At 65.1% G+C, this 26879-nt stretch carries 18 protein-coding genes and 1 tRNA gene; 9 read left to right on the plus strand and 10 right to left on the minus strand.

Annotation, left to right across the window (positions count from 1 at the left end; genetic code table 11):
* Window positions 1-2322, plus strand: coding sequence for a 4-hydroxybenzoyl-CoA reductase subunit alpha (hcrA, locus tag ACTZWT_RS02050; protein WP_444768054.1), 2322 nt, complete (start codon window positions 1-3; stop codon window positions 2320-2322).
* A complete protein-coding gene (gene hcrB, locus ACTZWT_RS02055) occupies window positions 2319-3305 on the plus strand; it encodes a 4-hydroxybenzoyl-CoA reductase subunit beta (protein WP_444768055.1) in 987 nt (328 codons plus the stop codon). The genes hcrA and hcrB overlap by 4 nt, the downstream gene beginning before the upstream one ends.
* Window positions 3306-3331: 26 nt before the next feature.
* Here the strand turns inward: hcrB and ACTZWT_RS02060 are convergent, their stop codons facing one another.
* A complete protein-coding gene (locus tag ACTZWT_RS02060; RefSeq protein WP_444768056.1) occupies window positions 3332-4054 on the minus strand; it encodes a Crp/Fnr family transcriptional regulator in 723 nt (240 codons plus the stop codon).
* Window positions 4055-4585: 531 nt separating this feature from the next.
* Between ACTZWT_RS02060 and gltA the strand changes: the two genes are divergently transcribed.
* Entirely contained in the window at window positions 4586-7570 is a 2985-nt protein-coding gene (gene gltA, locus ACTZWT_RS02065) for an NADPH-dependent glutamate synthase (protein WP_444768057.1), read from the plus strand.
* A 284-nt stretch (window positions 7571-7854) separates the two neighbouring features.
* Here the strand turns inward: gltA and ACTZWT_RS02070 are convergent.
* Window positions 7855-7931: transfer RNA gene (locus ACTZWT_RS02070), tRNA-Met, on the minus strand.
* Window positions 7932-8216: 285 nt separating this feature from the next.
* On the opposite strand from ACTZWT_RS02070, the gene ACTZWT_RS02075 reads away from it, so the two are divergent.
* Together ACTZWT_RS02075 and ACTZWT_RS02080 are read left to right on the plus strand one after the other, a co-directional pair.
* The gene (locus ACTZWT_RS02075; RefSeq protein WP_444768058.1) at window positions 8217-9650 is read left to right on the plus strand and encodes a coniferyl aldehyde dehydrogenase; all 1434 of its coding nucleotides are present in this window, start codon (window positions 8217-8219) and stop codon (window positions 9648-9650) included.
* Window positions 9651-9724: 74 nt separating this feature from the next.
* Entirely contained in the window at window positions 9725-11329 is a 1605-nt protein-coding gene (locus ACTZWT_RS02080; protein WP_444768059.1) for a GMC family oxidoreductase, read from the plus strand.
* A gap of 135 nt (window positions 11330-11464) precedes the next feature.
* Here the strand turns inward: ACTZWT_RS02080 and ACTZWT_RS02085 are convergent, their stop codons facing one another.
* On the minus strand, window positions 11465-12226 hold the full coding sequence (locus ACTZWT_RS02085; RefSeq protein ID WP_444768060.1) for a glucose 1-dehydrogenase: 762 nt from the start codon (window positions 12224-12226) through the stop codon (window positions 11465-11467).
* Between the two features lie 108 nt (window positions 12227-12334).
* Here ACTZWT_RS02085 and ACTZWT_RS02090 point away from each other — a divergent pair, with 108 nt between their 5' ends.
* Window positions 12335-13117, plus strand: a complete 783-nt coding sequence (locus ACTZWT_RS02090) for an SDR family oxidoreductase (RefSeq protein WP_444768061.1) — start codon at window positions 12335-12337, stop codon at window positions 13115-13117.
* Window positions 13118-13228: 111 nt separating this feature from the next.
* Here ACTZWT_RS02090 and ACTZWT_RS02095 read toward each other — a convergent pair whose 3' ends face one another.
* Complete coding sequence (locus ACTZWT_RS02095) at window positions 13229-13858, minus strand: response regulator transcription factor (RefSeq protein ID WP_444768062.1); 630 nt, start codon at window positions 13856-13858, stop codon at window positions 13229-13231.
* A gap of 276 nt (window positions 13859-14134) precedes the next feature.
* Here ACTZWT_RS02095 and ACTZWT_RS02100 point away from each other — a divergent pair, with 276 nt between their 5' ends.
* Window positions 14135-15193 (plus strand): tripartite tricarboxylate transporter substrate-binding protein, encoded by a 1059-nt coding sequence (locus ACTZWT_RS02100; RefSeq protein WP_444768063.1) that lies wholly within the window; start codon window positions 14135-14137, stop codon window positions 15191-15193.
* Window positions 15190-17832 (plus strand): ATP-binding protein, encoded by a 2643-nt coding sequence (locus ACTZWT_RS02105; protein WP_444768064.1) that lies wholly within the window; start codon window positions 15190-15192, stop codon window positions 17830-17832. The genes ACTZWT_RS02100 and ACTZWT_RS02105 overlap by 4 nt, the downstream gene beginning before the upstream one ends.
* A 23-nt stretch (window positions 17833-17855) precedes the next feature.
* Here the strand turns inward: ACTZWT_RS02105 and ACTZWT_RS02110 are convergent, their stop codons facing one another.
* The 4 genes from ACTZWT_RS02110 to ACTZWT_RS02125 all read right to left on the minus strand — a co-directional run bounded on the left by ACTZWT_RS02110 (window position 17856) and on the right by ACTZWT_RS02125 (window position 23370).
* Window positions 17856-19106, minus strand: coding sequence for an EAL domain-containing protein (locus tag ACTZWT_RS02110; RefSeq protein WP_444768065.1), 1251 nt, complete (start codon window positions 19104-19106; stop codon window positions 17856-17858).
* A gap of 154 nt (window positions 19107-19260) precedes the next feature.
* The gene (locus tag ACTZWT_RS02115) at window positions 19261-19575 is read right to left on the minus strand and encodes a PilZ domain-containing protein (RefSeq protein ID WP_444768066.1); all 315 of its coding nucleotides are present in this window, start codon (window positions 19573-19575) and stop codon (window positions 19261-19263) included.
* 12 nt (window positions 19576-19587) lie between these two features.
* A complete protein-coding gene (locus ACTZWT_RS02120; RefSeq protein WP_444768067.1) occupies window positions 19588-20463 on the minus strand; it encodes a CheR family methyltransferase in 876 nt (291 codons plus the stop codon).
* A 552-nt stretch (window positions 20464-21015) separates the two neighbouring features.
* Window positions 21016-23370, minus strand: a complete 2355-nt coding sequence (locus tag ACTZWT_RS02125) for a phosphoketolase family protein (RefSeq protein WP_444768068.1) — start codon at window positions 23368-23370, stop codon at window positions 21016-21018.
* Window positions 23371-23746: 376 nt separating this feature from the next.
* On the opposite strand from ACTZWT_RS02125, the gene ACTZWT_RS02130 reads away from it, so the two are divergent.
* Window positions 23747-24397, plus strand: a complete 651-nt coding sequence (locus ACTZWT_RS02130) for a BON domain-containing protein (RefSeq protein ID WP_444768069.1) — start codon at window positions 23747-23749, stop codon at window positions 24395-24397.
* Between the two features lie 63 nt (window positions 24398-24460).
* Here ACTZWT_RS02130 and ACTZWT_RS02135 read toward each other — a convergent pair whose 3' ends face one another.
* Window positions 24461-25900 (minus strand): serine/threonine protein kinase, encoded by a 1440-nt coding sequence (locus ACTZWT_RS02135; protein ID WP_444768070.1) that lies wholly within the window; start codon window positions 25898-25900, stop codon window positions 24461-24463.
* Between the two features lie 5 nt (window positions 25901-25905).
* Window positions 25906-26646 (minus strand): metallophosphoesterase family protein, encoded by a 741-nt coding sequence (locus ACTZWT_RS02140; RefSeq protein WP_444768071.1) that lies wholly within the window; start codon window positions 26644-26646, stop codon window positions 25906-25908.
* Window positions 26647-26879: the final 233 nt, after the last annotated feature.

The following is a 26879-nucleotide window of genomic DNA, read 5'->3' on the forward strand; positions in this document are numbered from 1 at the left end:
ATGCCACAGGGCGGTCTCGGCCGCAGCGGCGTGCCGCTGATCGACGGTATCGAGAAGGTCACCGGGGGCGCGCGCTACACCGCGGACCTCGACCATTCCGGGGCTCTCGTCGGCCGGATTCTGCGCAGTCCGATCAGCCACGGCGATATCGTTGGCCTCGACATCAGCAAGGCGCTCGCACTGGACGGAGTCGTCGCGGTGGTCACCGGCGAGGATTGCGGGATCACCTATGGCGTGCTGCCGATCGCGATGAACGAATTTCCGATGGCACGCGGAAGGGTTCGCTACCGCGGCGAGCCGATCGCCGCAGTGGCCGCGATCGACGCCGAGACGGCGGAACGCGCACTGAGTCTGATCGAAATCGAGGTGCGCAAGCTCCCGGCTTACTACGATTCACCGGCAGCTCGCGCTCCGGACGCCTGGTTGTTGCATGACAACAAACCGGGCAATATCGAGCGCGAAGTCCACAATGAGTTCGGCGATCTCGGTGCCGGGTTCGACGCGGCTGATCTGATCCGCGAGCACGGGTTCAGTTGCGCCGAGGTCAATCACGCCCAGATCGAACCTCATGCCTGCCTGATGGACTATGATCCAATCGCCGGGCGGCTCACCGCGCAGAGCGTCTCTCAGGTCGGCTATTATCTGCATCTGATGCTGGCGCGCTGCCTGGAGATCGATCAGTCGCGCATTCGCGTGGTCAAACCCTTCGTCGGCGGCGGCTTCGGCGCGCGTGTCGAGGTCCTGAACTTCGAGATCATCGCCGCTTTGCTCGCCCGCAAGGCCGGCGCCAAAGTGTCGATGCGCCTCACGCGCGAGGAGACTTTTCTCACCCATCGAGCGCGGCCGCAGACCGACATCAAGCTCAGGATCGGGATGAAGCGCGACGGCCGGTTCACTGCGTGCGAATGCGAAGTGGTGCAGCGCGGCGGCGCCTATGCGGGATACGGCATCGTCACCATCCTCTATGCCGGTGCGCTGCTGCAGGGCCTCTACGACATTCCCGCCGTCAAATACGATGGCTACCGGGTCTATGCCAATCTGCCGCCCTGCGGCGCGATGCGCGGTCACGGCTCGGTCGACGTCCGTCATGCGTTCGAAACGCTGATCGACCGGATGGCGCGCGAACTCGGCCTTGATCCGTTCGCTGTCCGCCGCGCCAATCTGCTGAGCGCGCCGACCCGGACGCTGAACGATCTGATGGTGAACAGCTACGGCCTCGGCGATTGCCTCGACAAGGTCGAGCGCGAAAGCCGATGGCACGAGCGCATCGGAAAGATGCCGCCGGGCAAGGGCCTCGGCATGGCCTGCTCGCATTATGTCAGCGGATCGGCCAAGCCGATCCACTTCACCGGCGAGCCCCACGCAGTGGTCGCACTCCGGCTGGATTTCGACGGTGGCGTCACCGCACTGACCGGCGCGGCCGATATCGGCCAGGGCTCCTCGACCGTGGTCGCCATCACGGTCGCGGAGACGCTGGGCATCGATCTGAACCGCGTGCGGGTGATTTCGGGCGACTCCGCGCTCACCCCGAAGGACAATGGCGCCTACTCGTCGCGCATCACCTTCATGGTCGGCAACGCTGCGATCGATGCCGCGAAGCAGTTGAAAGACATCCTGGTCGCCGCTGCGGCGCGAAAGCTCGAAGCCTCGCCCGACCAGATCGAATGCGCCGGGGAAACCTTCTATGTCGGCAGCGGCGCGCAGACGGCATTGCCGTTCGCCGAGGTCGTGGCGGCGGCGCTGGTCGACGAGGGCGCGATCACCGTCAAGGGCTCCTTCACCTGCCCGCCGGAATCCCAGGGCGGCAAGCATCGCGGCGGCGCGGTCGGCTCCACAATGGGCTTCAGCTACGCCGCTCAGGTGGTCGAGGTGAGCGTCGACGACGCCACCGGCTTGGTCAGCATCGACAAGGTATGGTCCGCGCTCGACTGCGGCTACGCCATCAATCCGCTCGCGGTGGTCGGCCAGGTGCAGGGCGCGGTGTGGATGGGCATGGGCCAGGCCATGTGTGAGGAAACCCGGTATCTCGAGGGTCTGGCGGCCCATGCAAGCTTTCTCGAATATCGCATGCCGACCATGGCGGAATCTCCTCCGATCGAGGTGCAGATCGTCGAAAGCCACGATCCGTTCGGCCCGTTCGGTGCCAAGGAGGCCAGTGAAGGTGCGCTGGCCGGTTTCCCGCCGGCAATGGTCAATGCCGTCGCCAACGCGATCGGCATCGAGCTGGACGAGTTGCCGGTGACGCCGGATCGCGTCATCGACGCGCTGATCCGGCGCAGGCGCGAGGCGAGACGGGCCGATGCTGCGAGGGCCGCATCATGAACGACTCGCTCTGCGCGCTGCGGCTGGTTCAACCCGGCACCGTCAACGAGGCGGTTGCCGCGTTGCTGCAACATCCTCACGGCCGCTTGCTGGCCGGCGGCACCGACCTGCTGGTGAACATGCGCCGCGGCGTGCAGCAGCCGGATCTGTTGATCGACACCTCCGCCATCGCCGACATCAAACAAATCCGATCGGATGGCGACGGATTGATCATCGGCGCAGGCGTCAGCATCGCGGCACTCGCCAGCGACGCCTTGATCGCATCGCGCTATCGCGCCTTGGCCGAGGCGGCCAAAGCCATCGCGGGCCCCAGCCACCGCAGGCTCGGTACCGTGGGCGGCAATCTCTGTCTCGACACCCGCTGCATTTATTACAACCAGAGCGAATGGTGGCGCCGCGCCAATTCCTATTGCCTCAAGAACAAGGGCCAGACCTGCCACGTCGCGCCCCAGGGAAACCGGTGCCACGCCGCCTTCAGTGGCGATCTGGCCCCCGCTTTGCTCGTGCTCGGTGCCGAGATCGACATCGCCGGACCGGACGGCAACAGGCGCATTCCGCTGTTCGCGCTTTACGTCGAAGACGGCAGAGCGCATCTGTCACTGCAGCCCGGCGAGATCTTGACCACGGTCCGGCTGCCGGCCAGTCCACTGGCGTCGACTTATCAAAAGGTGCGGGTACGCGGCGCCATCGACTATCCGCTGGCGGGCGTCGCTGTGGCCTTGTCGCGGTCCGCCTCGAATATTGCGCAACTGCGCATCGCCCTCACCGGCACCAACTCCCGGCCATTCCTGCTCGCCGGGACGGAGGCACTCGAGCAAAGGCCGCCGGACGACACGATGCTGCAGGAGATCGACAGGCTGGTGCAGAAGCAGGTGCAACCGATGCGAACCACGCTGATGTCCGCGAACTACCGCAGGCTGGCGGCTGCTGCGATCGCCCGCCGCCTCACCAACGAGCTGTTCGGTTCGCTCGGGGCGGCCTGATCGCCAACCGCCCTATCGCCGCCGCGTCAGCGCGCCTGCAGCGTGCCGCGCACTGCGCTGCGGCCATCGGCCGCGAGTTTGCGCAATCGGGAGACGTCGCGGACCGCGACCTGTGAGGCGTCGACCGTGACGCCTACGCTCCGCAATTTTGCAAACGCTCGCGACAATGATTCCGGGGTCAGGCCCAATTCGCCCGCGATCAAGGTCTTGTCGTAAGGCAACACCAGTGCGCACGAACCCTGCTCCTGCAGCGCCAGCGAAGCGAGAAATTCCGCGAGACGCTGCACACCGCTGAGCGCCTTGAGCTGCTCCACCCGCTGCACCAAATAGTGCATGTGCTGGCAGATCGAGGCGATGATCGGGATCGAGATATCGGGATTGTGGCGGATGCACCTCACCAGGTGGTCGGCAGGAATCCGCGCCACCCGCGCTTCGTTCACCGCCTCCGCGGTTGCAAGATAGCGACTGCCGGTCAGCGCCGCCGCCTCGGCGAAGCTACCGCCCTTGGTCATGATCTCAATGACGGCCTCGTCACCCGCGAGGTTGCTGCGAAACAGTTTGACCCAACCATCAATGACGATGAAAAAAGCGGTCGCCGGCTCGTCCTGCTGCACGATGGGTTCGCGCGTGCGCACACTGACAACAGTAGCCGGCGCGATCATGTGCGCGACGGTTTCTGCCTTCAATCCGCGAAAGACGGCGATCCGCATGATGATTTGCAGATCACCACCGGTCAATTTCGAGGCCATCGAGGACGCTCGCTCCCTATTTTCATCGACTAAAGCCCAAGTGCTAATTTGCGATCCTTGATCGCCGTCAACTATTTTATGCATTCCCGTACTAGATTGTGCTGCAATGCAGCGCATGCGCGTCGACGACTTCGCAGGTTGCTGCGCCTGCGAGCGGAGTTCTCTCGATCGAGAGAGCCGAATTGTGGGGAGGGCAACAGCTGGCGCTCTCGCAGAAAGTCATGGGCGATCGCCCCGCAATCCGATCGGTGATGCCGATCCGGCCGATCCTTCGTCGAACAGAACTCAAACACGGCCCGGGGGCTGGTGGCGCTGCACGCTGGGCTCGGCGCCCCGTCGTTGTGGGCCAATCCCCGAGACATTCGTCGCCGCCACTGGCACGGATCGACATGCCGATCCGCTCCGGGTGCCGCTCGCAGCCCGGCGCAACATGACCGAAGTCAAATCATTTCGGCGCCGGTTAGGTATTTTGGGCGGCTTCCTCCTCACCCTCAGGAGGCCGTGCGCCGGCCTCGAACGGATACTTCCAATATGTATCGTATTGTGCGACGCGAGCAGTTTTCGGACACGACCTTCCTCTGGGATGTCAAGGCGCCGGACATTGCGGCCTCCGCCGAGCCCGGGCATTTCGTCATGCTGCGCCTCTATGACGGCGCGGAGCGTATCCCGCTCACCGTCGCCGACTACGACCGCACAAGGGGCCTCGTCACTATCGTGGTTCAGGCGCTGGGCAAGACGACGCGGGAGATGCGCGACAAGTTCAAGGAAGGCGACAGCTTCGAGGATTTCGTCGGCCCGCTCGGGCTGCCCCAGCATATCGACAAGGCCGGCCATGTCGTGTTCGTCGGCGGCGGCCTGGGCGTCGCGCCGATCTTCCCGCAATTGCGGGCCTTCAAGCAGGCCGGTGCGCGCACCACCGCGATCATGGGATTCCGCACCAAGGATCTGGTGTTCTGGGAGGACAAGTTCCGCGAATATGCCGATGATCTCATCATCTGCACCGACGACGGCAGCTACGGCGAGCCGGGCTTCGTCACCGCGGCGCTGAAGCGCGTCGTCGAGGAGCAGAAGCCCGACAAGGTGGTGGCGATCGGCCCGATGCCGATGATGCACGCTTGCGTCGAGACCACCCGGCCCTACGGCGTGAAAACCATGGTGTCGCTGAACACCATCATGGTCGACGGCACCGGCATGTGCGGCTCGTGCCGCGTCACCGTCGGCACCGAAGTGAAATTCGCCTGCGTCGACGGCCCGGATTTCGACGGTCATCTGGTCGACTTCAAGGAGCTGCACGCCCGCCAGAACCGCTTCAAGACCGAGGAAGACAAGGCGAACGAACATTTCGCCCATGTCTGCAATCTGGAAAAGCAGCTGATCGTCGACGGCAAGCGCAACTACAAGAAGCTTGCGACGCTGGCGCCGCAGCAGACGCCGATGCCCGAGCGCAACGCGCAGGATCGCGCCACCAATTTCAAGGAAGTCAATCTCGGCTATTCGGTCGAGGAGGCGCTGCGCGAGGCCGAGCGCTGCATCCAGTGCATCGAGCCGACCTGCATTGCCGGCTGCCCGGTGGGCATCGACATTCCGGTCTTCATCCGCAACATCCTGCTGCGCGACTTTGATGCGGCGCTGGAGACGATCTACCAATCCAGCGTGTTCCCGTCGATCTGCGGCCGCGTCTGCCCGCAGGAGACGCAATGCGAGGCGCAGTGCATCATCCGCCGATACAAGAAGCACGAGCCGGTCGCGATCGGCCGTCTCGAACGTTTCGTCGGCGACAATGCGCGCGCGCCCAAGGGCAAGCCGATCGACCTGTCCAACTCGATCGGCAAGGTGGCGATCGTCGGCTCCGGCCCCGCGGGCCTTGCGGCCGCGGCCGACCTCACGCGCTACGGCGTGGAGGCGACGGTGTACGAAGCCCTGCATGTGCTGGGCGGCGTGCTGCAATACGGCATCCCGTCGTTCCGCCTGCCGCGCAACATTATCGACCGCGAAATCCAGCGGCTGAAGGACATCGGCGTCAAATTCGAAACCAACAAGGTGGTCGGCAAGACCTTCACCATCGATCAGTTGATGGGCGAGCGCGGCTTCGATGCAGTGTTCGTGGCGGCCGGCGCCGGCGCGCCGACCTTCCTCGGCATCCCCGGCGAATTCGCCGGACGGGTCTATTCGGCCAATGAATTCCTCACCCGCATCAATCTGATGGGCGGCGACCGCTTTCCCTATCTCGATACGCCCGTCAGCGTCGGCCGAAGCGTGATCGTGATCGGCGCCGGCAACACGGCGATGGACTGCCTGCGCGTCGCGCGCCGCATCGGCGCCGCGACGGTGCGCTGCGTCTATCGCCGCTCGGAAGCCGAGGCGCCGGCGCGCGTGGAGGAAATCCGCCACGCCAAGGAAGAGGGCGTCGACTTCTTCTTCCTGCATTCGCCGGTCGAGATCCTCGTCACCGAAGAAGGCGTGGTGCGCGCAGTGCGGCTGCAGAAGATGGAGCTCGGCGAGCCCGACGAGCGCGGCCGCCGCAAGCCGGTCGCGCTCGACGAGTTCATCGAGCTCGAATGCGACACGGTGATCTACGCGCTCGGCACCAAGCCCAATCCGATCATCGGCCAGGCGACGCCCGACCTCGTCCTCAACAAATGGGGCAATATCGCCGCCGACGACGACACCCAGTCCACCAACATGCCCGGCGTGTTCGCCGGCGGCGACATCGTCACCGGCGGCGCGACCGTCATTCTTGCAATGAGCGCAGGGCGCCGCGCCGCAAAGTCGATCGCGGCTTGGCTGCAATTGAACAAAAGCAAATGGCCCATTACGGCGCAGGAGGCGGACGACTTCGTCGCCGGCAAGCTGGCGCCGCCGATCATGGAGGAAGGCGTGGCGATCTGTCCGAAGTGTCACCGGCCGCTGGAAGGCACCGAGCAATATATCTGCTGCGCCGAATCCGAGCTGCAATGGCGCTGTGACGATTGCGCCAAGGTGAGCGAAGGATTCGCATTCCCCTACGGCATGTGCCCGCATTGCGGCGGCAAGCTGCAGGCGCTGGATCGCCCCGAAGTCAGCGACGCCGCAGGCCTCGCGGCCATCCGCACCGCCTTCGAGATCGAGCTCGGCGGCCGCGCCTTCTACACCCGCGCCGCCAAGGAATCCTCCGACCCGACGTTGCAGGAGTTGTTTCTTTCCTTCGCCGAGATGGAGGAGGAGCACATGACGACGCTGGCGCATCGCTATCACGTCGGGCTGCCGGACGCCGCGGAGGGTTTTCATCTCGGCACGGCGGCGATCATGGCCGGCGTCAAAGGCCAGATCGACGATCCGGTGACGCTGTTCCACGCCGCGATCGAGTTCGAACGCCGCGCCGCCGCGTTCTTCAAGACCCGCGTCGACGAGACGCCGGATGGATCGGTCGAGCGGCAACTCTATCGCGAACTCGCCGCCGAGGAGGAAGAGCACGTCGCCGTGCTGCAGACCGAATTCGCCCGCTGGCAGGAAGGCAAGCGCGGGCTGCTCACCTAACTACATTGCGCTGCCCTTCGGCAGAAATCCGAATCCATGGACAGCCAAGACATGGTTTGCCGGCTCGGCAGAGTCGGTCGGCTCGGTGGAAGGCGGCGCCCTCGCTCTCGAGGCGCCTGCCCTGTTTCACCGCCACGACCGGCCAGTCCGCCCGGACATCTGGATAAGGACCACCGAGCAGCACGAGGAAACCCGACAGTCGGGTTTGAGTGAGGCTGGATTGGCTATTTGCGCAAAATCAAGGGGTCGGACTTTCGTCCAACCCCTTGATTTATCTAATAATTTGGTTGCGGGGATAGGATTTGAACCTATGACCTTCAGGTTATGAGCCTGACGAGCTACCGGGCTGCTCCACCCCGCGTTAAACCTTTGCGCGGCTTTCAGAAAACCAAAGCGAACGGTCAACGCCCAAGGGCGCCGATCGATCCTCCCGGAAGCTTCCTGAGAAGGCTGCCCGGGGCGAAAGCCCGGGGCGCGAGGGGTGTGTATCAATGCCCGGGGGGTTTGGGAAGGCCTGCGACGCAGATTTTCAAGATATTATGACGACCGGAACCGGATGCGGTTGCCCGCCGCCCCCGCTCCTGCAAGACTTCGGCAAAACCGGCCCAAAACGTGACAAACTGCCGGCAAACTGGTGGAGCGCAGCATGGACCAGCCGATGGTCGGCTTCGGGGGCAATGCCCTGCACGACAGCTTTCACCGCATGTTCGAGCGCTCCCGCGCGGAGCCGCCGGTGTCGCTGGAGCAGCGGCTCGACCGGCTGGCGCGGCTGCGCAGCCTGCTCCAGGACAATGAGAAGCGATTCGCGCAGGCGATCTCCGCCGATTTCGGCCATCGCTGCGCGGTCGAGACCATGATCGCCGAGACGTTGAGCCTGCTCGGCGACATCAAGCACACCACCAAGCACGTCAAAGGCTGGATGGAGCCGCGCAAGGTGAAGACCGAGCTGCAATTCTGGCCGGGCAAGAACCGGCTGATCCCGCAGCCGCTCGGCGTGGTCGGCATCATCGCGCCGTGGAATTATCCGCTCCAGCTCACGCTTGCGCCGGCGATCGGGGCGCTGGCCGCCGGCAACCGGGTGATGATCAAGCCGAGCGAATTGTCGCCTTCGTTCGCGGCGCTGCTGCAGGAGACGGTGGCGGCGACATTCGATCCCAGCGAGATGATCGTCACCGGGATCGAGGACGGCGTCGCCGAGGCGTTCGCCAGGCTGCCGTTCGACCATCTGATGTTCACCGGCTCGACCCGGGTCGGCCGCATCGTCGCGGCGGAAGCGGGCAAGAACCTCACCCCGGTCACGCTCGAACTCGGCGGCAAGTCGCCGACCATCATCGACCGCTCCGCCGATCTCGACGAGGTCGCGCCGCGGATCGCCTATGCCAAGCTGATGAATGCCGGGCAGACCTGCATCGCGCCGGACTACGTGCTGGCGCCACGCGACAAGGTCGAAGCGCTGGCCGAAAAGATCCGCGCGGCGATGCAGCGGTTGTTCGGCGCCGATCCCGGCAACGCCGACTACACCTCGATCGTCGCCGACCGGCATTATGCGCGACTGAAGGACCTGGTCGACGACGCCGCCGCGCGCGGCGCAAGGCTGCTTCAGCCGGCTGCGGCCGACGACGCGGCGTGGCGGAGCCAGCGCAAATTTCCGCCGACCGTGGTGCTCGGCGCCACGCCCGAGATGAAGATCATGCAGGAGGAAATCTTCGGTCCGCTGCTGCCGATCCTCGGCTACGACGATCCGGCCGAACCGGTCGCCTTCATCAATGCGCGCGACCGGCCGCTGGCGCTGTACTGGTTCGGCACCGACGAGGCCGCGCGCGACGAGGTGCTGGCGCGCACTGTCTCCGGCGGCGTCACCATCAACGACTGCCTGGTGCATTTCGCGCAGGTCAACCAGCCGATGGGCGGCGTCGGTGCATCGGGCAGCGGCGCCTATCACGGCGAATGGGGTTTCAACACCTTCACGCAACTGAAGCCGGTGTTCTATCGCTCGCCCTACAACCGCTTCGCCGATCTTTATCCGCCCTATGGAAGCAAGATCGCGCGGCTTGCCAAGGTCCTGCGCTGGATGTCCTGAGCGACGACGACCCGCCCGTTCAACGAGACGAAGCGGCACTACAAAGACAAAAGAGACAAATCGGGAGGGAAACGATGACGGACACGTATGACTTCGTCGTGGTCGGCGCCGGCTCGGGCGGCTGCGCCGTCTCCGGGCGGCTGTCGGAAGATCCGGGCACGTCGGTGGCGCTGCTCGAGGCCGGCGGCACCGCCGACAACTGGGTGGTGAAGACGCCCTACGCGCTGTCGCTGATGGTGCCGGGCAAGCTCAACAACTGGCACTTCGAGACCGTGCCGCAGCCCGGCCTCAACGGCCGCATCGGCTATCAGCCGCGCGGCAAGGGCCTCGGCGGATCGTCGGCAATCAACGCCATGGTGTACATCCGCGGCCATCAATGGGACTACGACCACTGGGCCGAACTCGGCGCCACCGGCTGGTCCTATGCCGATGTGCTGCCCTATTTCAAACGCTCGGAGAACAATTCCGATTTCAACGGCGCCTATCACGGCCAGAGCGGCCCGCTGCACGTCAACAAGCTCCGCACCGACAATCCGGTGCACGAGATCTTCCTGCAGGCGGCGCGCGAGGCGCAGTTCCGCATCCGCGACGATTTCAACGGCGAGGAGCAGGAAGGCCTCGGCCTGTATCAGCTCACCCAGCACAATGGCGAGCGCTGGAGCGCGGCCCGTGCCTATGTGCATCCTTACATGGCGACGCGGCCCAATCTGCGCGTCGAGACCCAGGCGCAGGCAACGCGTATCCTGTTCGAGGGCGGCCGCGCGGTCGGCGTCGAATATCGCCAGAACGACGAGACCCGGCAGCTGCGCGCGCGTCGCGAAGTCATCGTCGCCACCGGCGCGTTTCAGACGCCGCAACTGCTGATGCTGTCCGGCATCGGCGACGCCGCCACGTTGCAGCAGCACGGCATCGCGGCGACGCATCATCTGCCGGGCGTCGGGCAGAATCTCCAGGACCATCCGGACTTCATCTTCTCGTACCAGTCGGACAGCCCCTACTTCACCGGCACCAGTTTCACCGGCATCGGCCGGCTGCTGTCCAACATCGGCCTGTATCGCCGCGACGGCCGCGGTCCGCTGACGACCAATTTTGCCGAATGCGGCGGCTTCCTGAAGACGCAGCCGGATCTCGACGTGCCGGATATCCAGTTGCATTTCGGCATGGCGATGGTCGACGATCACGGCCGCAAGCGCCGCTGGGGCACAGGGTTTTCCTGCCATGTCTGCCTGCTGCGGCCGAAGAGTCGTGGTCGCGTCGGGCTGACCAGCGCCGATCCACTCGCGCCGCCGCGGATCGATCCGAACTTCTTCGGCGAGGCGGACGATCTCGAGGCGATGGTCGCTGGCTACAAGACCACGAGGCGGCTGGTCGACGCGCCGGCGCTGCGCGCGCTGCAGCAGAAGGATCTGTTCACCGCCGACGTCCGCACCGACGACGACATCCGCGCCATCCTGCGCGCCCGGGTCGACACCGTGTATCACCCGGTCGGCACCTGCAAAATGGGCAGCGACCCGATGGCGGTGGTCGATCCGCGCCTGCGCGTCCACGGCGTCGGCGGCCTGCGCATCGTCGACGCCTCGGTGATGCCGACGCTGATCGGCGGCAACACCAATGCGCCCACCATCATGATCGGCGAGAAGGCCGCGGATATGATCCGGGAGGAGATGCGGGCAATGTGATCGCTCACCGGGAGTCATTCCGGGGCGCCGCGCAGCGGCGAACCCGGAATTCCGAGGTGCTCTGAACTGCGGGATTCCGGGTTCGCTCACTGCGTGAGCGCCCCGGAATGACAACCGAGAGGCGATAATTGGTAGCTAGGCCAACAAGAACCCGCCATCCACCGTCACGACGCTCCCGGTCATGTAGCGCGACGCGTTCGAGGCCAGCAGCAGGATGGCGCCGTCGAGGTCGGACTCGTGGCCGACGCGGCGTTGCGGGATGCTTTTCAGCAGTTTCTCGCCGGCCGGCGTCGACCACAGCGCGTGGTTGATGTCGGTGTCGATATAGCCCGGCGCCAGCGCGTTGACGCGGATGCGGGAGCTGGCGAGTTCGAGCGCGAGCGCCTTGGTGGCCTGGATGATGCCGGCTTTGGAAATCGCGTAGGGCGAGACGAATTTCAGCACGCTCTGGCCGAGCACCGAGGCGATGTTGACGATGTTGCCGCCCTGCTGCCGCGCGATCATCCGCCGCGCGACTTCGGTCGCGAGGAAGTACGCGCCCTTGAGGTTGGCGCCGATCACCTTGTCCCAATCGGCCTCGCTGGTATCCACCGCGAGCTTCTCGGTGGCGACGCCGGCATTGTTGATCAGCACGGTGATCGGGCCGAGCGCCGTCTCGGCCTGATCGAGCGCGCTCGCCATCGAGGCCAGATCGGTCACGTCCATCTGGACCGCGACGGCGCGGCCGCCCTTGCCGGTGATTTCCTGTTCGAGGCTCTTCAGCTTGTCGGTCTGGCGCGCGGCGAGCGCGACCGCCGCGCCGCGCTCGGCGAGCACGCGCGCGAACTGCCGCCCCAGCCCTTGCGACGCGCCGGTGACGAGAATGACTTCGTTGCTGACGTCGAACAGTTGGTCCATGCGCGTTTCCCGTTGATGCGTTATGCGTTGCCCTCCCCTTATCATGCCGGGCGGGGTTGGCTAGAGTGCCGGCCTCACCGACATCGCAAACACATCCGGGAGTGAAACGTGGATCTGGGAATCAAAGGCCGCCGCGCGCTGGTGTGCGCATCGAGCAAGGGACTGGGCCGGGCCTGCGCCGCGGCGCTCGCGGCCGAAGGCGTGCATGTGACGATGACCGCGCGCGGCGCCGAGGCGCTGGCCCAGGCGGCGGCCGAATTGCGCAAGGCCTGTCCCGATGTCGAGATCATCGAGGTGGCCGGCGATATCACCACGCCCGAAGGGCGAGCGGCCGCGCTGAAGGCCTGCCCGGAGCCGGATATCCTGGTGAACAATGCCGGCGGCCCGCCGCCCGGCGATTTCCGCAACTGGACCCGCGACGACTGGATCAAGGCGCTCGACGCCAACATGCTGACGCCGATCGAACTGATCAAGGCGACGGTCGACCAGATGATCGCGCGGAAATTCGGCCGGATCGTCAACATCACCTCGGCGGCCGTGAAGGCGCCGATCGACGTGCTCGGCCTGTCTAACGGCGCGCGCACCGGCCTCACCGGCTTCGTCGCCGGCCTGTCGCGCAAGACCGTTCGTCACAACGTGACGATCAATGCGCTGCTGCCGGGGCCTTTCGATACCGACCGGCTGCGCGGCGTGTCCGCCGGACAGGCCAAGGCCTCCGGCGTGCCGGTCGAGCAGATCCTGCAGACGCGGATGAACGAAAACCCGGCCGGCCGGTTCGGCGATCCGGAAGAGTTCGGGCTGGCCTGTGCATTCTTGTGCGGCGCAAAATCCGGCTACATCACCGGACAGAACATCCTGCTCGATGGCGGCGCGTTTCCCGGCACGCTGTGACGAGGGGCGCCATGGACAGGAACGCAATGACCAGGGGCGCTGTGACCAGGGGCGCTGTGACCAGAGGCGCAGTGACGCGCGACGCGGAGGCGACGGCGTCCCGCGCCGCCGTCAGACCTTCGGCGCCGTCATCACGATCCGGACCAGGTCGGTCGCATTGCGCGCGCCGAGCTTCTTCATGATGTTGGCGCGGTGATACTCGATGGTGCGGGGGCTGATGCCGAGCTGGCGGCCCGCCTCCTTGTTGGTGTTACCCGCCGCGAACAGCTCCAGCACCTCCCGCTCCCGTAGCGTCAGCGGCTCCTTGCCCTGAAAAACATAGGACGGAGCCTTCACCTCGGTGCCGGGCCCGCGGCGACGCTGGAAGGCGTCGATCGCCTCGTCGACCCGGTCGACGATCTCCTTGCCGCGGAACGGCTTCTCGATGAAGTCGAGTGCGCCGTTCTTGATGGCGTTGACCGCCATCGCGATGTCGCCCTTGCCGGAAATCATGAAAATCGGCGCCGGATAATCCTCGGCATGCAACTCGGCCAGAATGTCGAGACCCGAGCGCCCCGGAATATGAACGTCGAGCAGGATACAGGCGGGACTTCGGCTGCGCGTCACCGCGAGCAAGGATTCGCCGTCGGCGAAGCAGATCACTTCGTAGCCCGCAGTTGACAGCACAATGGATAGCGTCTCGCGCACGGCCGGGTCGTCGTCGACGACGAACACCTCCCGTGCTGATGACTTCTCACTCATCAATCAACCTCCAGAACACTTGAACGAACCCAATCTCGTCCGTACCCCGTATCTGTACGAGGCTCCAAGATAATGCTCAGACGGCGCTAAAACGCTACAAGAAAGAATGAAAGCAAAACCGCGGGGTGCTATCTGCCCCCGACCGACGGGCGGAGACCTTTCCCGGAAAGGACCGATCATATCGCTATCGCGCGCCAACGCGCCCGGCAGCCATTTACGCACTACTCATTCGTCTCTGACATAGTCACGCGTGAGATCACTCGTCCGCATAGCACCATGAACCAGATTCGAGCAAGCGACGCAGCCGATATGCGGAGATGTCGAGGGGATAACCTGCGACGGCTGCTGCGCGGGGGGTATTTGGGCCTGCTGGCCGCTGCGATCGCGACGACGCCCTCGGTTGCCGGGCCACCCTATCCGGTACGGGCCATCACCGTGATCGTGCCGTTCGCCGCCGGGGGGCCGACCGACGTCGTGACCCATATCGTCACCGGCCATCTGGCGAAGCGGCTGGGACAGCAGATCATCGTCGAAAACGTCGTCGGCGCCGGCGGCACCACCGCGGCCATCCGCGCAACGCGCGCTGCTCCGGATGGTTACACGTTGCTGATGGGGCACATGGGAACCCACGGCAGCGCGCTCGCCGCGTACCCGCAACTGGTCTACGATCCCGTCAAAGACTTCGCTCCGATCGGGATGGTGGTGAGAACGCCGGTTCTCGTTGTGGTGAGGCCCGGCCTGCCGGTGAACGATCTCGCCGATCTGATTCGGTATTCGAGCCAGCACGCCGAACACATCGCGATGGCGCACGCCGGCTTCGGCTCGATCTCCCATGCGACCTGTACGCTGCTCAACACGATCGGCGCCATTCAGCCCGCAACGCGAGCCTTTCAAGGCACCGGCCCGGCCCTGAAGGCGCTCGTGGCGGGCCGCGTCGACTACATGTGCGATCAGATCGTCGGCGCGGCGCCGCGCGTGAAGACCGGCGAGGTGAAGGCCCTGGCGATCTCCTCGGTTCGGCGTAGTCCGATCCTGCCGGATGTCCCAACCGCCGCCGAGGCCGGCGTCCCCAGTTTCGAGGTATCTGCCTGGAGCGCGCTGTTCGCACCGAAGGGCACGCCGCAGCACGTCGTCGATCGTCTCAACGCCGCGCTCGGTCACGCGCTCGACGACCCCGAAATCCGCCGGGCCCTGGGCAGTCTCGGCGGCGAGATCCCGCTCGCCGACGAGCGCAGCCCGTCCTCGCTGACCGGTCAGGTCCAGCGCGAAGTCTCGCGATGGAGGCCGCTGTCGCGACCGGAGGCCGCACCGGGCGGCGAGCGGGTGCGACAATGACCACGCTTCCAGGCTCGATCCGTCCGCAACTCGAACGCTCGCAGATCGCCCTGCGGATCACCGCGGCCGCGCTGATCCTGTCGATCGTCGGCAGCAACCTGATTTTTCTCGGCAATCTGCGCGAGAGCACGCGGCAGACCGCTGAAGCCAACCTGCAGCGCTACACTCTCACGCTCTCGGAGGAGGCCGACCGCTCGCTCAAATCGCTCGACCTGGTGCTGTCGAGCGTCGGCGACTACCTTGCCCGCCGCGACGTCACCGACAGCAATTCCTACAAACGCACGGTGTCCGGTCAGGACAGCCACATCCTGCTCAAGGAGAAGATCACCGGCCTGCCCCAGATCGACGCCGTGTCGATGATCGACGACAAGGGAAAGCTGATCAATTTCTCGCGCTATTGGCCGATCCCCGACGTCGACGTGTCGGATCGGGACTACTTCAAAGCGCTCAGCAGCGACGCCAATCTCGAGACCTTCATCAGCGCGCCGGTCCGCAACCGCGGAAACGGCAGCTGGAACATCTACCTCGCGCGCCGCCTCGACGACCCCAACGGCAAGTTCATGGGCATGCTGCTGGGGGCGATGTCGCAGCGCTACATCGAGAATTTCTTCGCCGCGACCGCCCCCGGGCCCGATACCGAGATCGCCCTGGTGCGCGACGACGACCTGCTACTGGCGACATACCCGCATTCGGAGGCGATCGGCCAGTTGAAATCGTCCGGCGGGCGCCTCGCTCTGGAGGCCGGCGGCAAGCTCCGCGAGGCCGGCGGCGGAGCCCGCAAGCCCCTCATCCGCTCGGCCCGGATGCTGCCGAACTATCCGGTTCTGGTGACGGTGGCCCAGCACGAAGACGACCTGCTGCGAAGCTGGCAGGAAATGGCCGCTCTGCTGATCGCAATGTCGGTCGTCAGCGCGCTGATCATCCTGACCGGCAGCATCGCGATCGCCCGCTGGTGGAACAAGCAGGCGGTCTACACCGAGGCCGCCGAAGCCGCCAGCGCCGCGAAGTCGAGCTTCGTGGCGATGATGAGCCACGAGATTCGCACGCCCATGAACGCGGTGCTCGGGCTGGCCAACAACCTGCTCGAGACCCGGCTCGACGCCGAGCAGCGTCGCGCCGTCGTCGGCATTCACGACGCCGGCGACAACCTGCTGGAAATCCTCGACGACATCCTCGACTTTTCCAAACTCGAAGCCGGACGTCTGCCGCTCGAACTGATTCCGTTCTCGCCGCACAGTATCGTCGAGCATTCGCTGAGCATGATCGGCCCGCGCGCGATAGCCAAGGGACTGGCGATCGGTGCCGAGATCGGCGACGACCTGCCGCGGGCGCTGATCGGCGACCCGGGACGGATTCGACAGGTGCTGCTCAATCTGCTTTCGAACGCGGTGAAGTTCACCGCATCCGGAAAGATCGTCGTCGCGCTCGAAGCTCTTTCGAACGACGGCGTCACCGCGCGGATGCAGTGGACCGTCAGCGACACCGGGATCGGCATCGATCCCGACAAGATCGAATCCCTGTTCAGTGATTTCGTCCAGGCCGACAATTCGATCCGGCGCCGGTTCGGCGGATCCGGGCTGGGCCTCGCCATCAGCCGGCGCCTGATCGAACAGATGGGCGGGCGGATCAACGTCAGTTCAACGCCGGGGCAGGGCTCCGCGTTCCGCTTCACGCTGACGCTTCCGGTCACGACGGACAATCCTCCGAAGGAGGAAGACCACCAGCTGCGCTACGCGGAGCTGAGGGCGCGGATCGCGGCCGGCGGACGGCCATTGCGCCTGCTGATTGTCGACGACAATCCCACCAATCGCGCGGTCGCCGTCCGGATGCTGGCCGAATTCGCGATCCAGAGCGACACGGCCTGCGACGGCGCCGAAGCCGTGACGGCCGCGACAAGGTTCAGTTACGACGCGATCCTGATGGACATGCGGATGCCCGAGATGGACGGTCTCGCGGCGACCCGCGCCATCCGCGCCAAGGGCGGCGCGCTGGCCACGGTCCCGATCATCGCATTCACCGCAAACGCGTTCATCGAGGACGAGATCGCCTGCCGCGACGCCGGCATGAACGATCACATCGCCAAGCCGGTCCGCAAGACCGTTCTCGTCGACGCAATCCTGCGGGCGCTGCCCGCCGTTTCTTCGCCGTTGGTGGGCAGCGGCCATCCGCAATCGGATGCGGCCGCAGCCGCGGCGGCGTTCGGCTCACAGGACGGCACAGCGGCCGCGCGGGATCTGTCCCCGACGGCCTGTGCGGTCGACGGCGCTTCACCCACCCGCGTCTACGTCGGAAAGATCGCATTCGAGCATCTGGTCGCCGAAATCGGCGAGCAGTCCAGCCGCGACGTGCTCGCGGTCTTCGTCCGCGACACCGAGGCGAGGCTCGATTTGCTGGCCACGCTCCAGATCACCACCCACAGGCGTCAGATCGAACGCGAAGCGCATTCGCTGAAGAGCGCGGCGGCCACCTTCGGGCTCGACCGGCTCGCGAGCCTCGCCCGCGAACTCGAGCGCAGCGCGCCGGAGCTCTCCGAGGCCGGCTACATCGCGCAGGTGGCGGAAATCAGGGCGTGCTTCGCGGCGGTGCGGCAGGCGCCGACGGGCGACGATTGTCTGGTCGAACTCGCAGACCCGGCGTGAACAAAAGCGCCGGCGGGTGCAGCTCAGGTCGCGCAGGCGCGGTGTCGTTCGGCCGCCCCCACCGACGCCAGACGCTCGTCCCAGCGCCGGCACCACTCGACGAAGGCGTTCCTCCGCAGCCCGCGGGAGAAGCCGAATCCCTGCCCGATATCGCACCCCAGTCCATCGAGGGCGCGCCAGGTTTCGGCATCCTCGATGCCTTCGGCCACGGCCTGCATGTTGTACTGATGCGCGATCGCGACCGAGGCGGATACCACCTTCCACATGTCGGCATCGGTGAGGCAGTCCTTGACGAAGCAGCGATCGATCTTGAGCTCGCTGAAAGGCATTCTGGCGAGCACTGCAAGCGACGAATAGCCGGTGCCGAAATCATCGATCGACAACCCGACGCCCTTGATCCGGAGCCGCAGCATGATGTCCATCGCACAGGCGATATCGGTCATCGCGGTCGATTCCGTGACCTCGATGATCAGCGAGCGCGCAGGCAACCGGGTCTCGTCGAGCAATCGCTCGACCTCTGCGGGCATCGTCGTATCGGACAGCAGCGCCGCCGACAGATTGACGGCCACCGCGAACGACGGATCGATGTCGAAGAAGTGCCGCGCCATTTCGATCGACTGGCGCAGCATCAGCATCGTGAGCGGCTTGATGAGTCCGCCTTGTTCGGCCAGCGGGATGAAGACATCCGGGCCGACCGATCCGAAGGTCGGGCTGTCCCATCGCGCCAGCGCTTCACAACCGACGACCTTCCCGGTCGCGAGGTGTACCTTCGGTTGAAAGGCGGGATAAACCTCGCCGGCTTCGAGGCCGCGCGACAAATCGTCGGCGGTGACCTGACGCGGACGCCGATCGGGTCGGCGTCGCAAGGACGGCTGCTCACCAGCGCCGAAGCTCAGCGCATCACCGAGCGACGTCAGGTCGACCGGCTTCCGCAGCGATACCGCATCCACGATACCGACTGCGTGCGCCATCCGCACGGTCGCGCTGAGAATCCGCTGGTCGCAGCCGCTGATCACGATGACGCGCGGCGACCTGCCGGCGGCGGCGATCAAACGCAATAATTCGATTCCATCGCGATCACCGAGCGAAAGGTCGATGGTGATGCACTCGAAGCCGCCCGCAGCGATCTGATCGACCGCGGACTGATACGACGACACGAAGGTCGGCTGATAGCCACGCCGCCGGCAGACGCCGCTGATGATCGCGCCCTGAACCGGGTCGTCGTCGACGACGAGAATGCGTGCAGCCTGCACTTGATCGGTCGAATACGGCATCGGCGATTCCGTTGTCCGTTGTATATGCCTTTGCTGAGTGGGCGAGGCACGACAGCCCACGCTATCCGCTTCTGCTGAATGAAACGTTCTTCGAATGCGCGAATGGTCCCCAAGGATACCGAGTGGTTACCGGTTTCCGACGCCGATGCCCGACTCAGTCGGCCATCGCCGGGCTGCCGCTCGGCCGACCGGCTTTGGTCTTGGTCTTGAGGAAGCGCACGTCGATTTCCGAGCCGTTGACCCGGATCAGTTCGCAGCGTCGATAAGCGAGTCCGGTCGACGACAACAACAGAAAGAACTCCTTGAGGTTGAGCCCCTCGATCGAGCCTTCCAGTTCCAGCTCGGCTTCGGAATTCGAAATTGCCTTTAGGACACAGCTCCGCCGCCAGGTCCCGTCGATCCCCATGATCCAGACGTTGTAGCCCCGTCCGAAGGTCACCCTGTCTGCGCCGGCATTCTCGGTGGTCAATGCCACCTCCCTCTATCGGCCGGCAAAGCTCACAGGCCTGAAGCCGCCCGCTGCAATGCCCGGCGCCACCGACGGCGCTGCTACATTCGGCAAATAGACGCCGCGGCGCTTCGGGCAGACCTTGTAGCTGTCGGTCAGGCCGACCACGGTCTCGGCCGCGCCGAGAAACAGATAGCCGTCGGGCTCGTTGGCCCTCATCAGCCGGTTGAAAATGTCCGTCTTGGTCGCCTGATCGAAATAGATCAACACGTTGCGGCAGAAGATGACGTCGAATTTGCCCAGCGGCGCGAAATCCTGCAGCAGATTGAACGGACGATACTGCACCATCGAGCGGACGTCGGCATTGAGCTGCCACAGCGTGCCGCTCTGCTTGAAGTACTTCACCAGAAACTGGATCGGCAGACCGCGCTGGACCTCGAACTGGGTGTAGAGCCCGGCTTTGGATTTTTCGAGCACCTCGGGCGACAGATCGGTCGCGATGATCTCGATCCGCCAGCCGGCGAGTTCAGCCGCCTTCTCCTTCAGGATCATCGCCAGCGAATAGGGCTCCTGGCCGGTCGACGAAGCGGCGCACCAGATCCGCAGGCTGCGGCGTCCGGCGCGGGCCTTGATCAGTTCCGGGATCACGCTGTCCTTGAAGTGATCGAACGGCGTCTTGTCCCGAAAGAAAAATGTCTCGTTCGTGGTCATCGCTTCGACCACGTCGTGGGTCACCGATTCCGAACCGGATCTCATCTTCTGGACGAGTTCGCTGATGCCGGGCAATCCGATCTTGCGCGCCAGCGGCAGCAGCCTGCTTTCGAGCAGATATTTCTTGTCCGCAGACAGCATGAGGCCGGACCGGTCCTTCAGCACTTTCTGCAAATAGTCGTAGTCGAGCGGGGTCATTTGCTGCTTCCTGCAGAATTCGCACGCGACAGATCACGGTGGCGGACGGCCGACCGATCCGCGCGTCCTGTCATGATATCGACCACGCCCGGTCATCAGGAGATCGCCGGACCGGCGATCCCACCAGTTCCACAATCACGGCTTTCTCCGCCGACCGGCGCGCGGCTAGGCCTCGCAACACAACATCATGCATTCCCGCCGCCTTTCTCGAACTCCCGATTCCGCCATGGCCACCCTGCCGGTCGCGAGTTCGCGTCCTGACTGCTCTAGCCGTCATTGGCCTTCACTCTCGTTAATTTTGGTCCCCAGTAGTCGTACCAGCGGAGACGGCGGTGTGTGCCCGCGTCTTCGACGGGAGTCGCGCATCGTCCGCCACCGCCACGGCTGACGACGACATGGATGCGCGGAACGTTGGTGTTGACGGGACCGATCAGCGACGCGCCCAACGCCGCGAGGGCGGCCTCCCGGCCGCCCCCTTATCCGATAGTCTGTTGGTTGATAGGACCTTACCGAGCCTCGACAGACCCGATCACGAGCGCACGATGCGCTGTCTCATGCCTGCCAGCGCCAGTCGCGCACTTCGGGCATGTCGTCGCCGTGCTCGCCGATATACAGTTTATGCCGCTGCATTGTGGCCCAGTACCTGTCGGTGGCGGCCTCGACCTGCCCGGCCAGCCGCGGAATTCGTCGGATCGCGTCGAGCGCGAGCCGGTAGCGATCGAGATCGTTCAGCACCACCATGTCGAACGGCGTCGTGGTGCTGCCCTCCTCCTTGTAGCCGCGCACGTGAATGTTGAAGTGATTGCGCCGCCGGTAGGTGAGGCGATGGATCAGCCAGGGATAGCCGTGGAACGCGAACACCACCGGCTTGTCGACCGTGAACAACTCGTCGAACCGGCGGTCGTCGAGCCCGTGCGGATGTTCCGAGCTCGGCTGCAGTACCATCAGATCGACGACGTTGACGACGCGGATCCGGATGTCCGGGACGTATTCGCGCAGCAGCATCACCGCCGCCAGCGTCTCGACCGTCGGCACGTCGCCGGCGCAGGCCATCACCACGTCGGGATCGCCGTCGTCATTGCTGGCCCATTGCCAGATTCCGGCGCCGGCGGTGCAGTGCCGGACGGCGGCGTCGATATCGAGCCACTGCCACTCCGGCTGTTTGCCCGCGACGATCAGATTGACGTAGTTGCGGCTGCGCAGGCAGTGATCCGCCACCGACAGCAGACAGTTCGCATCCGGCGGCAGATAGACCCGGACGACGCTGGCCTTCTTGTTGACGACGTGATCGATGAAGCCGGGATCCTGATGCGAGAAGCCGTTGTGATCCTGACGCCAGACATGCGAGGTCAGAAGATAGTTGAGCGAGGCGATCGGGCGCCGCCACGGAATCGCGTCGCACGCTTTCAGCCATTTGGCGTGCTGGTTGAACATCGAATCGATGATGTGAATGAACGCCTCGTAGCACGAGAACAGGCCGTGGCGGCCGGTCAGGAGATAGCCCTCGAGCCAGCCCTGACACAGATGCTCGCTCAGCACCTCCATCACCCGCCCGTCGGGGCCGAGCGCGATGTCGACGTCCTCGACGTCCGCCATCCACTCCTTGTCGGTGACTTCGAGCACCGCATCGAGGCGGTTGGACGCGGTCTCGTCGGGCCCGAACAGCCGGAAGTTCTGCGCGTCGAGATTGGCCTTCATCACATCGCGGAGGAATCCGCCCAGCACGCGGGTGGCCTCCGCCTTGACGGTGCCCGGCGAGGGCATCGTCACCGCGTAATCGTGGAAGGCGGGCAGCGACAGCGGCTGCAGCAGTTCGCCACCATTGGCGTGCGGATTGGCGCTCATCCGGCAATGGCCGGTCGGCGCCAGCGCCGCCAGCTCGTCGCGGAACTTGCCGTCGGCGTCGAACAATTCCTCCGGCCGATAGCTGCGCAGCCATGTTTCCAGCAGTTGCACATGCGCCGGGTCCTTGAAGTCGGCGATCGGCACCTGATGGGCGCGCCAGGTGCCCTCGACCTGCTTGCCGTCGACCTCTTTCGGCCCGGTCCAGCCCTTCGGCGTGCGCAGGATGATCATCGGCCAGCGCGGCCGCGCGGTGACGCCCTCGTGGCGCGCCGCGGCCTGAATCGCCTGGATGTCGGCCAGCGCCCGATCCAGCGCCGCCGCCAGCGTATGGTGCACCAGCGCAGGATCGTCGCCCTCGACCACGATCGGCTCATAGCCGTAGCCGCGCATCAGATCGGTGAGCTCCTGCCGGCTGATCCGCGCCAGCACGGTGGGATTGGCGATCTTGAAGCCGTTGAGGTGCAGGATCGGCAGCACCGCGCCGTCGCGGGCCGGATTGAGAAACTTGTTGGAATGCCAGCTCGTCGCCAGCGCGCCGGTCTCGGCCTCGCCGTCCCCGACGATGCAGGCGACGATCAGATCCGGATTGTCGAACGCGGCGCCATAGGCGTGCGCCAGCGAATAGCCGAGCTCGCCGCCTTCGTGAATCGAGCCCGGCGTCTCCGGCGAGACGTGGCTCGGCACGCCGTGCGGCCAGGAAAACTGCCGGAACAGGCGCTGCAATCCGTTGCGGCTCCGTTCGATCGCCGGATAGCGCTCGGTGTAGGAGCCCTCGAGATACGAATTCGCCACCAGGCCGGGGCCGCCATGGCCCGGACCGATGATGTAGATCATGTCGAGGTCGTGCTCGGTGATCAGACGGTTGAGATGGACGTAGAGCAGGTTCAGCCCCGGCGTCGTTCCCCAATGGCCGAGCAGACGCGGCTTGATGTGCTCGATCCGCAGCGGCTGTTCGAGCAGCGGATTGTCCTGCAGATAGATCTGGCCGACAGACAGGTAGTTCGCGGCACGCCAATAGGCGTCCATCTTCTGCATCAGTTCGTTGGACAACACGTCAGACATCACTATCTCCGCCTTTGAATTCAAAAATCTCTCGCGAACCGTTCGGGCAGCCTGCCGCGATCGATTCGATCTGTCGTCTGCTCAGTTCGGCACCCTGCGTGACGCTTTCGGTGATTGACCGCGAGCAGAAAAGCAAAACCAGTGTCAGCCCGTCCTGACACAAATCGACGCGAACGCGACGCAATGTGCGGCTTGAAGGTCGATCGAGCATCCATTGTCGGCAATCGGCTTGTTGAGAATGCGGCGGCTAACCATGCCGACGACCTTTGATGCAGATCAACATTCGCGCCGAAACTGGTTGATTGGGATCAATGTGTTTGACCTTCAACCACGGAAGATGCCGCCGGTTAGCGCAGCGGAACTCCAGAGGCCAAGCATGTCTGAGTCCCAGCTTCGTCAAAGCATCCTTGACGAGTTCGAGTTCGATCCGAGCTTCAACAGCGGACACATCACTGTCGCTGTCGAAAAGGGCGTGGTGATCCTGACCGGCCACGTCATCAGCTACGCCGAAAAGCTCGCCGCGATCGCCGCGACGCGCCGGGTCAAGGGCGTCCATGCGATCTCCGAGCACATCGAGGTTCGCTATCCTTTCACAAGGACCGCCGACGACCAGATCGCGCAGCGCGCATCCGATATTCTCGACTGGAATGTTCTGGTGCCGGCGAGTTCGATCGAGGTGCAGGTCGAGGACGGCTGGCTGACGCTGAGCGGCACGGTCGACTGGTACTACGAACGCGCCGCCGCCGAAGACGACGTGCGCAAGCTCGCCGGCGTGGTCGGCGTCACCAACACCATCGTCATCAACAATCCGCTCGGCGATCATTCGTGTATCCGGGCCAAACTCGAATCCGCACTCGAACGTCACGCGGAGATCGCATCCAAATGCATTCGGGTCACGGTGAAGAACGGCAACATGGTGGTTCTGGAAGGCCGCGTCGACACCTGGGACGAACGTCGCGCGGTTCAGAACGCGGCGTGGTCGACGCCCGGCGTAGCAGCGGTCGATGACCGTCTGATGATCAACTGACCGAACGTCTCCGCCCGGAGACCCGTAGACGACCCGCCCCCGCACGACTTTCGTCCTACTCGCTCAGCTGTCCTGTGCCGCCGCCTGACGTTCGGACGGCCGCGCCTGCGCGGCGGCGGCCGCGCGCACGATGGTGACGGTGCAGTTCGCCTCGCTCGCGACCTTGGCGGAGACGCTGCCGGCCAGCGTGCGCAGCACCGAATTGCGCCGCGCCCCGATCAGGATGTGATCGACCCGGCTCGCCTGCGCGAATTCGAGAATCGCCGAGGCCGGGTCGACCGCCTCGAGCACATGCGCGGTGAGGCGATCGTCGTCGAGCTTCAGCGGCTCGGCCCAGTGCCGCAGCGCCACCAGGCGGTCGACGTGCTTGTTGTGACCGTGCTCGTCGAGCGTCCGGTCGATCGTCATGCGGCCGAGCTTGAGCACGTTGAGGCACGCCAGCCGCGCCGACGGCAGCGTCGCGAGGATCCGCCCGGCCGTGATCCGCAGTTCGTCGTTCAGCACTGCGGACCCCTCGGCGATATCGATCGCCACCGCGATGATCGGCGCCGACGCCAGATGCGCCGCGAGCGTCTCGTTGCGCGGCCGGGTCAGTTCCTTGTTGAAGCGCCGGCGCAGCACCGTCTTCCACGGATCGCGCTTCAGCTTCTCGGAGCGCGTGGTGAGCTTGACCTCGGCGGGATGGGTGAGATCGAATACCAGCTGCGCCGCGGTCGGATAGCGCCACTCCGGCTGGATCTCCAGGCAGCGCAGCACGATCTCCTGCAACCAGGGCGGATAGTCCGGCCGCAATTTGCGCGGCGGCGCAGGATCGCGCCACAGCCGCCGCCGCATGCCGTACATCGTCTCGGTCTCGCCGAACGGGCGGATGCCGGTGGTGAAGAAATACAGCAGCACGCCGAGGCCGAACAGATCGCTGCGCGGATCGTTGCGGACGCCGAGCAGCCGCTCCGGCGCCATATAGGGCGCGGTGCCGAATGGCAGCCGGAATTCCTCCTGCATCAGGTCCGGCAACTGATCGCTGCAGGCCAGCCCCATATCGAGCAACACCGCCTCGCCGCTCGGACGGAACATGATGTTGCTGGGCTTGATGTCGTGATGGATGACGTGCTGGCGGTGCAGATCCGCGACCGCGGCCGCGATCTTCGCGGCGATCGCCACCGCCTCGTCGTAGGGCAATGGCAGATCCGGCAGCCGCGACAGCAGCGGCTCGCCGGCGATCCGCTCCATGACGATGTAGGGCTGCGCCGAGAAATCCGCGAGCGCGACGAATTGCGGGACGTGCGGCCCGCTCAGCCGCGGCATCAGCATCTGCTCCATCTCGAAGCTGACGATCGCAGCCGGGTCTTCGCCTTCCCCCGTTCGCGGGATTTTCATCACCATCGGCATCGGATTGTCGGCGCGGCGGACCGCAAACAGCTCCGCCATGCCGCCGCGATGCAGCGGACCCTCGATCAGGTAGCCGTCGACCGTGGAGCCGGGCTCGAACGAGGGCTGGTCCATGCCGGTCACCGCCCCGCCAGCAGCCTGTCGGCGAGCCAGATCGGCAGGCCGTTTTCGCGGATCCGGCGCGCGGCGCCCTCGGCGTCATACGGCACCCGGCAGTAGGTCAGCTGGTGTTTGCCGGTATCGTACAGGCCGTAAGCGGCGGCCGGATTGCCGTCGCGCGGCTGGCCGACCGAGCCGAGCACCGCGAGCCATTGCCGGCCGGGCAGCAGGTGAACGGGCACGTCGGCCGTCGGCACGAAGGTGGTCATCTTGCCGGTGACCGACAGCGAGTACAGCGCCGGCTTGTGGACATGGCCGCAGAACGTCACATGCGCCGCCACCGATTGCATGCTGCGCGACGCGACCGCGGTATCGGTCACGTAGATCCAGACTTCCGGTCGGGTCGCCTCCGAATGCACGAACAGCAGGTTGGCCTCGTCGTGCTTCATCGGCAGACCGGCGAGAAACTGGCGCTGCGCGACATCGAGCTGGCCGCGCGTCCATTCGATCGCCGCCTCCGCCACGGCATTCATCTGCACCTTCGGATTGCCGACCGCGCTGTCGTGATTGCCGAGGATCGCAACGGCGCCGTCTTTGACGAGATCGATCACCGTGCTGACGGTCCAGTCCGGGTCGGCGCCGTAGCCGACATAGTCGCCGAGCAGAATGATCTTCTCGGCTCCCTGCTCGCGCGCGTGGGCCAGGCATGCCGTGAAAGCCTGCCGGTTGGCGTGGATGTCAGCAAAAAGCGCAAGCAGCACGTCCCACCTCCCATGTTCACGATCCTCTCTTTGCGAGCGGATGTTGTTTGCGAGCGGATCTCGTTTGTCGGCGGCTCATGCCAGCAGGCAGGAAACCGCTGTCCCGACAGTCTTTTACGCCGCTTCCGGCCGGACCCGCACGAACTGTCTTTGATCCATCGCAACCACATCGCCCTCCTTGATCTGGCGCAATGGGACGCGGGACCCGGGTGAGTATATCAGCAAAACAGTTG

This window comes from Rhodopseudomonas sp. NSM, from assembly GCF_052445935.1.
In the GTDB taxonomy this organism is placed as follows: domain Bacteria; phylum Pseudomonadota; class Alphaproteobacteria; order Rhizobiales; family Xanthobacteraceae; genus Rhodopseudomonas.

Bases quoted from the DNA above. Each gene is read 5' to 3' on its own strand.
- hcrA (WP_444768054.1), top strand. From the start codon at position 1: ATGCCACAGGGCGGTCTCGGCCGCAGCGGCGTGCCGCTGATCGACGGT.
- hcrB (WP_444768055.1), top strand. From the start codon at position 2,319: ATGAACGACTCGCTCTGCGCGCTGCGGCTGGTTCAACCCGGCACCGTC.
- ACTZWT_RS02060 (WP_444768056.1), bottom strand. From the start codon at position 4,054: ATGGCCTCGAAATTGACCGGTGGTGATCTGCAAATCATCATGCGGATC.
- gltA (WP_444768057.1), top strand. From the start codon at position 4,586: ATGTATCGTATTGTGCGACGCGAGCAGTTTTCGGACACGACCTTCCTC.
- ACTZWT_RS02075 (WP_444768058.1), top strand. From the start codon at position 8,217: ATGGACCAGCCGATGGTCGGCTTCGGGGGCAATGCCCTGCACGACAGC.
- ACTZWT_RS02080 (WP_444768059.1), top strand. From the start codon at position 9,725: ATGACGGACACGTATGACTTCGTCGTGGTCGGCGCCGGCTCGGGCGGC.
- ACTZWT_RS02085 (WP_444768060.1), bottom strand. From the start codon at position 12,226: ATGGACCAACTGTTCGACGTCAGCAACGAAGTCATTCTCGTCACCGGC.
- ACTZWT_RS02095 (WP_444768062.1), bottom strand. From the start codon at position 13,858: ATGAGTGAGAAGTCATCAGCACGGGAGGTGTTCGTCGTCGACGACGAC.
- ACTZWT_RS02100 (WP_444768063.1), top strand. From the start codon at position 14,135: ATGAACCAGATTCGAGCAAGCGACGCAGCCGATATGCGGAGATGTCGA.
- ACTZWT_RS02105 (WP_444768064.1), top strand. From the start codon at position 15,190: ATGACCACGCTTCCAGGCTCGATCCGTCCGCAACTCGAACGCTCGCAG.
- ACTZWT_RS02110 (WP_444768065.1), bottom strand. From the start codon at position 19,106: ATGCCGTATTCGACCGATCAAGTGCAGGCTGCACGCATTCTCGTCGTC.
- ACTZWT_RS02120 (WP_444768067.1), bottom strand. From the start codon at position 20,463: ATGACCCCGCTCGACTACGACTATTTGCAGAAAGTGCTGAAGGACCGG.
- ACTZWT_RS02125 (WP_444768068.1), bottom strand. From the start codon at position 23,370: ATGTCTGACGTGTTGTCCAACGAACTGATGCAGAAGATGGACGCCTAT.
- ACTZWT_RS02130 (WP_444768069.1), top strand. From the start codon at position 23,747: ATGTCTGAGTCCCAGCTTCGTCAAAGCATCCTTGACGAGTTCGAGTTC.
- ACTZWT_RS02135 (WP_444768070.1), bottom strand. From the start codon at position 25,900: ATGGACCAGCCCTCGTTCGAGCCCGGCTCCACGGTCGACGGCTACCTG.